Below are 11,461 nucleotides of genomic sequence, written 5' to 3'. Positions count from 1 at the left end.
GGCGGACCAAATCGACCACTATGTCGCTGCGGACAGCCCTTCTCGTACTGGCCATCGTTCCGGGAGTCGCACTTGCCTCTCTCTGGGCCGTCACCAGTGTTCAGACCCTGACGGGCTACCAGCGGCAGGCCGCCCAGGGCGAGTCGGCCACGAACGCCGGTCAGCCGTCCGTCATCATGTACTACAGCCTCCAGGAGGAGCGTCGGCTCAGCGCCGACGTACTGGGCGGGAACAAGGACGCCGAGGAACCGCTGCGGCGGCAGCGCGCGCTGACCGACGACGCCATCGAGAGCTTCCAGACGTTCTCCGACGTGGTGGCCGACGACGACCGGTCCGAGGTCCGGGAAGCCGTTCGTACGGCACACGCCGCGATCGCCCAACTTCCCTCCCAGCGCGCCCTGGTGGACAAGAGCGGGGCCGGGCAGCAGCAGGCCGTGTACACCTACTACTCGGACCTGATCGGGGCGGACCTCGGGCTCTTCGGGGCGCTCAGCCACGTCGACGACGGCCCGACCACCTCCCTCTCCCAGACGCTCGTGGACCTCTTCTACGCCAAGGAGATGGTTTCCCGCTCGGACGCCCTGCTGACGCGCGGCTGGGCCGCCGGGAAGCTTGGCGTCGAGGAGTTCGCCGGAGTCGAAGAGGCCATCATGGGCCAGCCGCTCCTGTACACCACCCAGGTCGTCCCGTACCTGTCGCCGGACGAGAAGGCCACGTGGGACAAGCTCGTCGGCAGCTCGGACTGGAAGACCAAGACCCGGCTGGAGAACCGGATACTGCGTTCCACGCAGGCCGAGGGCTCCGACTTCTTCGTCCTCGACCCCGACGACGAGAAGGCCTGGCGCGGCGCGATCGACGGCGTGGACGCCCAGCTCGAGGAGCTGCTGGAGCTGCGCCTCACCTCCACGGTCGAGAAGGGCAACAGCAGTGTGCGGTCCCTGCTGCTCACGGTGACGCTGACCACGGCGGTCGGGCTGCTCGCCGTGATCGCGGTCATCTGGACCACCTGGCGCCTGACCCGCAACCTCCGACGCCGGATCAGCAGCCTCCAGGAACGGGCCGAGGAGCTGGAGAAGGCACTGCCCGACGTGGTCGACCGGCTGGCCCTGGGCGAGCGCATCGACGTCGAGACCGAGGCCCGCGCCATCGAGCACGACGCCGGGAACGGTGGCGACGAGCTGACCCGGCTCGGCGACGCGCTCAACCTGGCGCGCACCAGTGCGCTGAGCGCGGCCGTCAAGCAGGCCGACCAGCACCGCGGGTTCGAGCGGCTCCTCCAGCGGATCGCCCGCCGCACCCAGCAGTTGATCGGCCAGCAGCTGAGGAAGCTGGACGACCTGGAGCGCAAGCACGAGGACCCCGAGATCCTGGAGGATCTCTTCGACCTCGACCACCTCACCGCGCGTCTGCGCCGGTACGAGGAGAATCTCGTCATCCTCGCCGGCGGCACCCCGCACCGGCGCTGGCGCAAGCCGGTCCCGCTGCTGGACGTGATGCGTTCCGCCCAGGGCGAGGTGCAGGACTACCGGCGGGTGGCGCTGGACCTGAACGACAGCCCCTGGCTGGCGGAACGGGCCGTCGGCCCGGTCACGCACGTGCTGGCCGAGCTGATCGAGAACGCGCTCAGCTTCTCCCGGCCGCCGAACCCGGTCGAGGTCCGTGCGGCCAAGGTGAGCCGCGGTCTGGCCATCGAGGTCGAGGACCGGGGCCTGGGGATGGACGACGAGCAGCTGGCCGCGGCCAACGAACTGATGGCCCGGCCGCCCCGGATGGACGTGCTGGCCCACTCGGAGGACATCCGGCTCGGCCTGTACGTGATCGCACGGCTCGCGAACCAGCACGGGCTGCGGGTGGAGTTCCGCTCCTCGGCGTACGGCGGCACCCGGGTGGTCCTGCTCGTCCCCGACGAACTCATCGTCCCCGGACCGAACTCCGGCCCGGTGGTCATGGAGCCCCCGGCCGCCGCACCCGCCCCCGCCCCCGCGTCGGCCCCGGCGCCGGCCCCGGAGACGGCCGACGGGCAGCCGCTGCCCACCCGTGTCCAGGGCCGCGCCCTGGCCGACGTCACCGCGATCAAGGCGGCGGGCACCCCCTACGCCGAGCAGCCGCACCAGTCCGCCGAACAGCCCCGGCAGCCGGGCCCGACCCCCTACCCCGCCGCTCAGGATCAGCCCTACGCCGCCCCGGAGAACGTCGCTCCCGCAGCACCGCACGACCCGGCGCCGCAGGAGCGGTACGGGGCACCCGCGCCCGGCGGCGACCCGTACGCCGCCCCGCCCGTCGAGCCGTTCGCCCCGCAGCCGCACCCGTCCCCGTACGGCACGGACGAACAGCCCTACATGACGGCCGCCGGGCAGTACCCGGTGGACCCGCCGCCGTCCTGCTCCACCCCCGCCGGGACGTACCAGGGGCCGGAGCAGCCCTACCCCGCCCCGTACTCCGCCGGGGCCGAGCACGGACGCCCGGCGCGGCTGCCGGTCTCCGAGCCGGACCACCCGGCACCGCCGGACCCGGAAGCCGTCCGCACGGGGAACGGCTCCGGCCGGCCCGCCCCGGGCACCCCGCCCACGCCCGGCACGGAACCGCCGCTGCCGCGCCGCGTCCGGCAGGCCAGCCTGGTGGACGAACTGCGGGTCGGCCCGGCCGCCCGGAACACCGTGCCCCGCCCGCCGGGCCCGGAAGAGAACCCGCAGGCGCGACCGGCCCCGCACCGGGCCGGAGCGGCGATCGGCGCCTTCCAGCGCCGGTCGCGCGCGGCCCGCGCGACCTCCGAGACGACACCGCGGCCCGCGCCGCCCGCCACCCCGCATCCCACGAGAGAAGAACCGTCATGACACGCACAACCGCCACCCACCAGGACCTCGACTGGCTGCTCGACGGCCTGGTGGATTCGGTGGCCGAAACCCGCAACGCCGTCCTGCTCTCCGACGACGGTCTCGTGGTGAGCCATTCGCGCAGCATCGAGCGCGCCGACGCCGAACGGCTGGCCGCCATCTGCACCGGCCAGCAGAGCCTGGCCCGCGGCGTCGGGCAGCTCTTCGACGGCGGCAGCGTCCACCAGGTGATCGTGGAACTCGCGGACCTGTGGCTGTTCATCATCTCGGCCGGGCAGGGCACCCACCTGGCCGTGATCGCCTCCCAGGAGGTGGACGCCGAGATCATGTCCCTCGCCATGCACAACCTCGTCCAGCAGGTCGGCCAGAAGCTCTCCACCCCGACCCGCGGCGAGTTCGACGCCTTCGGTCCCGGGGACGGGCCGCGCGCGTGACCGAGTACTGGGATGAGGATGCCGGGGAGGACGGGGCGGGCACGATGGTGCGCCCGTACACGATCACCCGGGGCCGGACCGCTCCCGAGCGGGACGACTTCAGCCTCATCACCGTGCTGACGACCGCGCTGGACCCGCGGGACGAGCACGGTGCGCCGATCCTGCCGGGGCGGCTCCAGCCGGAGCACCGGCTGATCCTCGAGCGCTGCCGTCGGCCGTCCGCGGTGGCCGAGGTCTCGTCCGACCTCGGCCTCCCGGTTTCGGTGACCAAGATCCTGCTGGCCGACCTCGTCGCCCAGGGCCTGCTGACGGCTCGCGCGCCGCTCTCGGTGGCGCGGGCGGCCGGTGGCGCCGACATGGGCCTGCTGGCCGCCGTTCGTGACGGACTCCGGAGACTCTGAACCAACATGACAAGCAGTCAGGCGGCTCCCGCCGCCGTCAAGATCCTCATCGCCGGAGGCTTCGGCGTCGGCAAGACCACCATGGTCGGTGCCGTCAGCGAGGTCACCCCGCTGAGCACGGAGGAGTATCTGACCCAGGCCAGTGTCGGCGTCGACGACCTGGCCGGAGTCGACCAGAAGGACACCACCACCGTGGCCCTGGACTTCGGCCGGATCACGGTCAGTGACGAGCTGGTGGTCTACCTCTTCGGCACCCCCGGCCAGGAACGCTTCTGGTTCATGTGGAACGACCTGGTCAACGGGGCGCTGGGCGGGGTGGTGATCGCCGACACCCGCAGGCTGGACACAAGTTTCGCCTCGATCGACTTCTACGAGAGCCGGAACATCCCGTTCGTCGTGGCGATCAACTGCTTCCACGGCCACAACACCCGTACGCCGGACGAGATCAGGGCCGCGCTCGACCTCGATCCGCAGGTGCCGCTGATGATCGGTGACGTCCGCGAGCGGCCGTTCTCCCGGGACGTGCTGCTGGCGCTGGTGGACCATCTGATGGGGCTGCCCGCGGCGGTCGGCTGACGCCCGGCACGGGCCGCACTCCCCCAAGTCCCGTCCCACCCTCCGTACTTCACGCCGCCGTGTGTCGTACGGGCCCGGATCCCGGGCCCGTACGACCTTCCTCCGCAACGTTCCTGACGAAGGATCAGGGAAGTACCGCGATCCCGTCGAGCTCGACGAGGGCCTGCTCGTCCCAGAGCCTGGCCACCCCGACGACCGCCATCGCCGGATAGTCGCGGCCCGCCAGCCGCCGCCAGACGGCGCCCAGTTCGGCGACCCTCTTGCGGTAGTCGGCCACATCGGTGGCGTACACGGTGACCCTGGCCAGGTCCGCCGGGACGCCGCCCGCCGCGCGCAGGGCGGTGAGCAGGTTGGTGAGCGCCGTCGCGAACTGCTCGGTCAGGTCGTCGCCGACCACCTTGCCGTCCTGGTCGAGCGCCGTCTGCCCGGCCAGGAAAACCAGTTGGCCGCCGGTGGCCGTGACGGCGTGCGAGAAGCCCGTGGGCGGGGACAGTTCGACGGGGTTGATCCGGTGGACCGGACTCATGCGGACGCCTCCCGGTTCGCGTACAGCTCCTTGGCGATGATGGTGCGCTGGACCTCGCTTGCGCCCTCGTAGATCCGTGGCGCGCGGACCTCCCGGTAGAGGTGCTCGAGGAGGTGGCCGCGGCGCAGGGCGCGGGCGCCGTGCAGTTGGACGGCGGTGTCGACGACGTACTGGGCGGTCTCGGTGGCGTACAGCTTGGCCATGGCTGCGCGGCGCGGCACGCCGGGTTCCCCCGCGTCGTACGCGGCGGCGGCCGCGTGCACCAGGAGCCGGGCGGCCTCGATGCGGGTGGCCATCTCGGCGACCTGGTGGGAGACGGCCTGGAGGTCCTTCAGCGGGCCGCCGAACGCCGTGCGGTGCGCGGTGTGTGCCACGGTGGCGTCGAGGGCGGCGCGGGCCATGCCGACGGCGAAGGCGCCGACGCTGGGCCGGAACAGGTTGAGGGTGTCCATGGCGACGCGGAAGCCCCGGTCCGGTTCGCCGAGCACGTCGTCGGGGGTGACCGGGACCCCGTCGAAGGCCAGGGCCCCGATGGGGTGCGGCGAGAGCATGTCGAGGGCGGTGCCGGTGAGCCCGGGGCGGTCGGCGGGGACCAGGAACGCAGTAATGCCGCGCGATCCGGCGCCGGGGGTCGTGCGCGCGAACACGGTGTAGAAGTCGGCCTCGGGCGCGTTGGAGATCCAGCACTTCTCGCCGGTCAGCCGCCAGCCGTCGCCGTCGCGTCCGGCCGCCAGGGCGAGGGCCGCCGCGTCGGAACCGGCTCCCGGCTCGCTGAGCGCGAAGGCGGCCACGGTGCGCCCGGCCCGTACGCCGGGGAGCCAGCGGTCGTGGTGGGCGGGGGTGCCCGCCCGGACCACGGGGTGGGTGCCGAGCCCCTGGAGGGCCAGCGCGGTCTCGGCCTCCGTGCAGCCCCGGGCCAGGGACTCGCGGAGCAGGCAGAGGTCGAGGGCGCCGGAGTCCAGCAGCCGGTCGATGAGGCCCGCCGCGCCGAGTGCGGCGATCAGGGGGCGGTTGACGTGGCCCGGTTCGCCCTTCTCGGCGAGGGGGCGCAGTTGTCGTTCGGCGAGGGTTTCGAGCTCCTCGCACCAGGCGGTCTGTTCCGGATCGAGTGAGAATGCCGTCATACGGCCGCCTCTCCTGTCGCGTCTCGTCTGCTTGCTTCCCGTTCCCGTCCGCTCGTTCTCCCGTACCCGTCCGCGCCCGTCCTTCCCACCTTTCGCTCTCCCGGCCTTCCGTCCTCCCGGCCTTCCGGTCTTCCGTCACCCGATCGGTCGTTCCCCGTCGGTTCGGGCCCGTCGGTTCAGGCCCCGTCGGCTCGCTCTATCGCGGACCGTTGACTACCGTCACACAAACGATACGCTCCAAGGGCGACAAGGGGGCGATCCGTCATGGACCCGAAGACCTCAGCGCACCTCGACACCTTCGCCAGGGACCACCTGCCACCTCCGGACCAGTGGCCGCACCTGCTCTTCGACCTTCCCGAACTGCGTTATCCCGACCGCCTCAACTGCGCGACGGAGCTGCTGGACCGCACGATCGACCGCCTCGGCCCCGACCGGCCCGCCTTCCGCACCGCCGACGGCGCGGTCTGGAGCTACGGGGAGCTGCGGGAGCGGGTGGACCGGATCGCCCACGTCCTCACCTCCCGGCTCGGAGTCGTCCCCGGCAACCGCGTCCTGCTGCGCGGCCCCACCACCCCCCGGCTGGCCGCCTGTTGGCTGGCGGTGCTGAAGGCGGGGGCGATCGCCGTCACCGTGCTGGACCGGCAGCGGCCCGCGGAGCTGTCCGCCCTCTGCTCGATCGCCCGGGTGAGCCATGCGCTGTGCGCCGCCGGGGCGGTCGACGACCTGGTGCGGGCCGAGGTGCCGGGGCTGCGGATCACGGTGTACGGGGGCGGGGGCGAGGACGATCTGCTGCGCCTGGCCGAGACCGTGACGGGTCCGTACCGGGCCGTGGACACGGCCGCGGACGACGTCGCGCTGATCGCGTTCACCTCGGGGACCACCGGACGCCCCAAGGGCTGCGTGCACTTCCACCGGGACGTGCTGGCGATCGCGGACACCTTCTCGCGCCATGTGCTGCGGCCCACGCCCGACGACGTGTTCGCGGGCAGCCCGCCGCTCGGCTTCACCTTCGGGCTCGGCGGCCTGGTGGTCTTCCCGCTGCGGGCCGGTGCCAGTGCCCTGCTGCTCGAACAGTCCGGCCCGGACCGGCTGCTGCCCGCGCTCGCCGCCCACCGGGTCTCGGTGCTGTTCACCGCGCCGACCGCCTACCGTCTGATGCTCGACCACGTCGACGCGCACGACCTGGGCGCGCTGCGGCGCTGTGTGTCGGCCGGGGAGAACCTCCCGGTGTCCACCTGGCGCTCCTGGTACGAGCGGACGGGGCTGCGCATCATCAACGGCATCGGCGCCACCGAGCTGCTGCACATCTTCATCTCGGCCGCCGACGACGCGATCCGCCCCGGCACCACCGGGATTCCCGTGCCGGGCTGGCAGGCCCGCGTCCTGGACCGCGACGGCGGACAGGTGCCGGACGGCGAGCCGGGACTCCTCGCGGTACGCGGCCCGGTGGGCTGCCGCTATCTCGCCGACGGGCGCCAGCGGGAGTACGTGGCGCACGGCTGGAACTTCACCGGGGACACCTATGTGCGCGAGCCGGACGGCTACTTCCGGTACGTCGCCCGCGCCGACGACATGATCATCTCCTCCGGGTACAACATCGCGGGCCCCGAGGTCGAGGAGGCCCTGCTGCGCCATCCCGCGGTGGCCGAGGCCGCGGTGGTGGGCCGGGCGGACGAGCTGCGCGGCCAGATCGTGGTGGCGTACGTGGTGCTGCGCGAGGGCGCGGACGTCCCGGCCGACGCGTTGCGCGCCCACGTGAAGAACGAGCTGGCCCCGCACAAGTGCCCGCGCGTCGTCGAGTTCCTGCCCGCGCTCCCCCGTACCGCCACCGGGAAGCTGCAACGCTTCCGGCTGCGGGACGGCTGAGCCGGAAATACGTGTGCCTCGCGCCACGCACACCCGGCAGGATGAGGCATGACCTGGACCTTCACCGATGACGTCGACACTTTTCTCGACGCGGCCGGCGTCTCGCTGGCCGCCCGGCCCGCCGAGAACACCCTGATCCTGACGGTCACCGACACCCTGCGGCGGCGCGGCCCGCACGCCTACGGGGACGCTGCCCCGTTGCTCGGCTGGTGGCGCGGGGCGGACGGCGAGGTCGCGGGGACGCTGGTGCAGACCCCGCCGTTTCCGCCGGTGCTGGGATCCGTCGCCCCGGAGGCGGTCGGGCCGCTGGCCGCGGCGCTCCCCCTGACCCGGATCAACGCCGACCGGGCCACCGCCGAGGTGCTCGCCGCCCGCTGGCCCGGCCACCGGGTCGACCAGGAGCAGCGGCTCTACCGGCTGGCGACGCTGATCCCGCCCTCCCCGTCCCCCTCGGGCCGGCCCAGGACCGCCACCACCACCGACCGGCAACTGCTGGTGCGCTGGCATCTCGCCTTCGCCGATCAGGTCGGCCAGTCCGGCTCCCTCGCCGAGCGGCAGGTGGACGAGCGCACGGCGTCCGGCGCACTGACGCTCTGGGAGGACGACGGTGTCCCGGTGTCGATGGCGGGGATCTTGCCACGGATCGCGGGCACGGTCCGGGTCACGGCGGTCTACACCCCGCCCGAGCACCGCCGCCGGGGCTACGCGGCCGCGGTGACGGCGGAGGCCGCCCGGTCGGCGCGGGAGGCGGGCGCGCGGGAGGTGCTGCTCTTCACCGACCTGGCGAACCCGACCAGCAACGGCGTGTACCGGCGCATCGGCTTCCGGGCGGTCTCGGACCGGCTGCTGATCAGCGCGGAGGAGCGGTGAGCGGCCCGCCGGAACCCGCCTGGCTGGTCGTGGCGAACGTGGTGCTGTGGCGGCGGTACGGGGACCTCGGGCAGGAGCTGCGTCCCGGCACGAAGGCGTACCGGGGCGGGGCGAAGGTGTACGTCGTCGACACCTACGCCGGGATGGGGCACCAGCAGCTGACCACCGTCGGGCACGGGCGGCACAACGGCCGCTGGATCACCATCGACACGGGGACCCGTCATCTCCACACCTTCCGGGCCCGGCTGGTGTACACCCCGGCCGTGCTGAAGCGGTGCCCCGGCCCGCTCACGGCCGGCCGGGAGGAGGCCGAGGCGCTGGCCGCGCTGCTGGAGCGGGTCGCCCGGGAGGAGCGGCACGCCCACCACGGGGGCCCGCACCCCGACCCGTGCCTCTGCCACGAGTGCCTGCCGGTCACCCCAGGGTGAGCCGTGGTTTCGGCGCGTCCGTGCGGCCCGTCGGCGGGCGGCGGCTGCCCGCACGGTACGGGGCAGGCCAGGGCGCGCCGGGGCCGGCGTAGCCCTGCTCGGCCGCCGCGTGCAGGGTCCAGTGCGGGTCGTAGAGGTGGGGGCGGGCCAGGGCGCAGAGGTCGGCCCGGCCCGCGAGGAGCAGCGAGTTGACGTCGTCCCAGGAGGAGATCGCGCCGACCGCGACGACGGGCACACACAGGGCGTTGCGGATCCGGTCGGCGTACGGGGTCTGGTAGGAGCGGCCGTACTCGGGGTGTTCGTCGGAGACGACCTGGCCGGTGGAGACGTCGATGGCGTCGGCCCCGTGGGCGACGAAGGCGCGGGCGATCTCGACGGCGTCGTCGGCCGTCGTGCCGCCCCCGGCCCAGTCGGTCGCCGAGATCCGGACGGTCATGGGCCGGGCGTCCGGCCACTGTTCGCGGATGGTGTCGAAGACTTCGAGGGGGAACCGGAGCCGGTTGGCCAGGCAGCCGCCGTACTCGTCGGTGCGGTGGTTGGTGAGCGGCGAGAGAAACCCGGACAGCAGGTAGCCGTGGGCGCAGTGGAGTTCGAGCAGGTCGAAGCCGCAGCGGTCGGCGCGGCGGGCGGCTGCCACGAACTGCTCGCGCACGGCGTCGAGTCCGGCCCGGTCCAGGACGTGCGGGACCTGGCTGACGCCGTCCCGGTAAGGGATCGGGGAGGCGGCGACGAGCGGCCAGTTGCCGTGGTCGAGCGGCTGGTCGATGCCCTCCCACATCCGGCGGGTGGAGCCCTTGCGGCCCGAGTGGCCGAGCTGGACGCCGATGGCGGTGCCGGGGGCGTTCGCGTGGACGAAGTCCGTGACGCGGCTCCAGGCGGCGACCTGCTCGTCGGTGTAGAGGCCGGCGCAGCCGGGCGTGATGCGGCCCTCGGCGCTGACGCACACCATTTCCGTCATGACGAGTCCGGCGCCACCGAGCGCGCGGGCGCCCAGATGGACGAGGTGGAAGTCGCCGGGGACGCCGTCGACGGCCGAGTACATGTCCATGGGTGACACGACCACGCGGTTGCGGAGTTCGAGGCCGCGCAGCCGCAGCGGGGCGAACATCGGCGGGGTGCCGGGGAGGCCGCCGAACTCCTCCTCGACGGCGGCGGTGAAGGAGGGGTCGCGCAGGCGCAGGTTGTCGTGGGTGACGCGGCGGCTGCGGGTGAGGAGGTTGAAGGCGAACTGGCGGGGCGGCTGGTCGACGTAGGTGCCCAGTTCCTCGAACCAGCGCAGGCTGGCCGCCGCGGCCCGCTGGGTGGATTCGACGACCGGCCGGCGCTCGGCCTCGTACGCGGACAGCGCGCCGGGCAGGTCGGGCCGTTCCTCGATGCAGGCGGCGAGGGCGAGGGCGTCCTCGACGGCGAGTTTGGTGCCGGAGCCGATGGAGAAGTGCGCCGTGTGGGCGGCGTCACCGATGAGGACGGTGTTGCCGTGCGACCAGCGGGCGTTGACGACGGTGCGGAAGGCGGTCCAGGCGGACTTGTTGGAACGCAGCGGCCGGCCGCCGAGCGCCTCGGTGAAGATCTTGGCGCAGCGCAGGGTCGAGTGCTCGACGGAGCAGGTGTCGAATCCGGCGGCCCGCCAGACCTCCTCGCGCATCTCGACGATGACGGTGGAGGCGTCGGACGAGAAGGGGTAGCCGTGCAGCTGCATCACCCCGTACGCGGTCTCGGCGGTCTCGAAGCGGAAGGCGTCGAGGGCGAAGTCGGCGGCGAGCCAGATGTAGCGGCAGCGGTGGGTGGTGAGGTGGGGGCCGAAGACGTCGGCGTGGGCGGTGCGGGTGGGGCTGTGCACGCCGTCGGCGGCGATCACCAGGTCGTGCGCGGCGGCCAGCTCGGCGGCCGGCGGTGCGGCGGTGCGGAAGTGGAGGCGTACGCCGAGGGACGCGCAGCGCTCGCGCAGGATCTCCAGGAGTCTGCGCCTGCCCAGGGCCGCGAAGCCGTGGCCGCCGGAGGTCTGGGTGACGCCCCGGTGGACGATGTCGATGTCGTCCCACCGGACGAATTCGTCCTTGAGTGCCCGGTACACGACGGGGTCGGCGTGTTCGATGCCGCCGAGGGTCTCGTCGGAGAGGACGACGCCGAAGCCGAAGGTGTCGTCGGGGGCGTTGCGCTCCCAGACGGTGATGTCGCGGGCCGGGTCGAGCCGTTTGAGCAGGGCCGCGGCGTAGAGCCCGCCGGGGCCGCCGCCGATGACCGCGATCCGCCGCGCGCCGGTCCGGGGCGCGGTCGCGGGGGCCCGGGCGGGGGCCTGGACCCGGACGGGAGCCTGGGCCGGGGCGGGAGCCTGGGCCGGGGCGGGAGCCTGGGCCTGTGCCGAGGCCTGGGCCTGTGCCAGGGTCGGTCGGGAGGGCATC

Annotated in this window: 10 protein-coding genes; 7 read left to right on the top strand and 3 right to left on the bottom strand. The window is 73.3% G+C overall.

Features of this window, described 5'->3' with window-relative positions:
* Positions 1-20 precede the first annotated feature (20 nt).
* Genes OCT49_RS27880 through OCT49_RS27865 form a run of 4 tightly spaced genes read left to right on the top strand, consistent with a single transcriptional unit; the run spans position 21 to position 4,245 of the window.
* Positions 21-2,834: a sensor histidine kinase gene (locus tag OCT49_RS27880; protein WP_283854543.1), complete on the top strand. Its 2,814-nt coding sequence runs from the start codon at positions 21-23 to the stop codon at positions 2,832-2,834.
* Positions 2,831-3,268, top strand: coding sequence for a roadblock/LC7 domain-containing protein (locus OCT49_RS27875; RefSeq protein WP_283854542.1), 438 nt, complete (start codon positions 2,831-2,833; stop codon positions 3,266-3,268). The genes OCT49_RS27880 and OCT49_RS27875 overlap by 4 nt, the downstream gene beginning before the upstream one ends.
* Positions 3,265-3,669 (top strand): DUF742 domain-containing protein, encoded by a 405-nt coding sequence (locus OCT49_RS27870; RefSeq protein WP_391722645.1) that lies wholly within the window; start codon positions 3,265-3,267, stop codon positions 3,667-3,669. The genes OCT49_RS27875 and OCT49_RS27870 overlap by 4 nt, the downstream gene beginning before the upstream one ends.
* Positions 3,670-3,675: 6 nt before the next feature.
* The gene (locus OCT49_RS27865; protein WP_283854541.1) at positions 3,676-4,245 is read left to right on the top strand and encodes a GTP-binding protein; all 570 of its coding nucleotides are present in this window, start codon (positions 3,676-3,678) and stop codon (positions 4,243-4,245) included.
* A gap of 124 nt (positions 4,246-4,369) precedes the next feature.
* Here OCT49_RS27865 and OCT49_RS27860 read toward each other — a convergent pair whose 3' ends face one another.
* Positions 4,370-4,771 carry a RidA family protein gene (locus tag OCT49_RS27860; RefSeq protein ID WP_283854540.1) on the bottom strand — a complete coding sequence of 134 codons (402 nt, stop codon included), beginning with the start codon at positions 4,769-4,771 and terminating at the stop codon, positions 4,370-4,372.
* On the bottom strand, positions 4,768-5,895 hold the full coding sequence (locus tag OCT49_RS27855; RefSeq protein WP_283854539.1) for an acyl-CoA dehydrogenase family protein: 1,128 nt from the start codon (positions 5,893-5,895) through the stop codon (positions 4,768-4,770). The genes OCT49_RS27860 and OCT49_RS27855 overlap by 4 nt, the downstream gene beginning before the upstream one ends.
* Before the next feature lie 264 nt (positions 5,896-6,159).
* Between OCT49_RS27855 and OCT49_RS27850 the strand changes: the two genes are divergently transcribed.
* From OCT49_RS27850 to OCT49_RS27840, 3 genes are read left to right on the top strand one after another with little or no spacing between them, the layout of a single operon-like run.
* Positions 6,160-7,761: an AMP-binding protein gene (locus OCT49_RS27850; protein WP_283854538.1), complete on the top strand. Its 1,602-nt coding sequence runs from the start codon at positions 6,160-6,162 to the stop codon at positions 7,759-7,761.
* A 48-nt stretch (positions 7,762-7,809) separates the two neighbouring features.
* A complete protein-coding gene (locus OCT49_RS27845) occupies positions 7,810-8,631 on the top strand; it encodes a GNAT family N-acetyltransferase (RefSeq protein ID WP_283854537.1) in 822 nt (273 codons plus the stop codon).
* Complete coding sequence (locus OCT49_RS27840) at positions 8,628-9,059, top strand: hypothetical protein (RefSeq protein WP_283854536.1); 432 nt, start codon at positions 8,628-8,630, stop codon at positions 9,057-9,059. Before OCT49_RS27845 ends, OCT49_RS27840 begins: the two co-directional genes overlap by 4 nt.
* Here the strand turns inward: OCT49_RS27840 and OCT49_RS27835 are convergent.
* A complete protein-coding gene (locus tag OCT49_RS27835; RefSeq protein WP_283854535.1) occupies positions 9,046-11,460 on the bottom strand; it encodes a bifunctional salicylyl-CoA 5-hydroxylase/oxidoreductase in 2,415 nt (804 codons plus the stop codon). The two genes, OCT49_RS27840 and OCT49_RS27835, sit on opposite strands and share 14 nt — an antisense overlap.
* Position 11,461: the final 1 nt, after the last annotated feature.

Origin of the sequence: Streptomyces sp. ML-6 (assembly GCF_030116705.1) — a bacterium.
Lineage (GTDB): Bacteria > Actinomycetota > Actinomycetes > Streptomycetales > Streptomycetaceae > Streptomyces.
The sequence above is the reverse complement of the archived record's forward strand: the minus strand, read 5'-3'. Positions and strand labels throughout refer to the sequence as shown.

What these genes read in the sequence shown, in the direction of transcription:
- OCT49_RS27875 (WP_283854542.1), top strand. Translation starts at nt 2,831, where the DNA reads ATGACACGCACAACCGCCACCCACCAGGACCTCGACTGGCTGCTCGAC.
- OCT49_RS27855 (WP_283854539.1), bottom strand. Translation starts at nt 5,895, where the DNA reads ATGACGGCATTCTCACTCGATCCGGAACAGACCGCCTGGTGCGAGGAG.
- OCT49_RS27860 (WP_283854540.1), bottom strand. Translation starts at nt 4,771, where the DNA reads ATGAGTCCGGTCCACCGGATCAACCCCGTCGAACTGTCCCCGCCCACG.
- OCT49_RS27850 (WP_283854538.1), top strand. Translation starts at nt 6,160, where the DNA reads ATGGACCCGAAGACCTCAGCGCACCTCGACACCTTCGCCAGGGACCAC.
- OCT49_RS27880 (WP_283854543.1), top strand. Translation starts at nt 21, where the DNA reads ATGTCGCTGCGGACAGCCCTTCTCGTACTGGCCATCGTTCCGGGAGTC.
- OCT49_RS27865 (WP_283854541.1), top strand. Translation starts at nt 3,676, where the DNA reads ATGACAAGCAGTCAGGCGGCTCCCGCCGCCGTCAAGATCCTCATCGCC.
- OCT49_RS27845 (WP_283854537.1), top strand. Translation starts at nt 7,810, where the DNA reads ATGACCTGGACCTTCACCGATGACGTCGACACTTTTCTCGACGCGGCC.
- OCT49_RS27835 (WP_283854535.1), bottom strand. Translation starts at nt 11,460, where the DNA reads ATGCCCTCCCGACCGACCCTGGCACAGGCCCAGGCCTCGGCACAGGCC.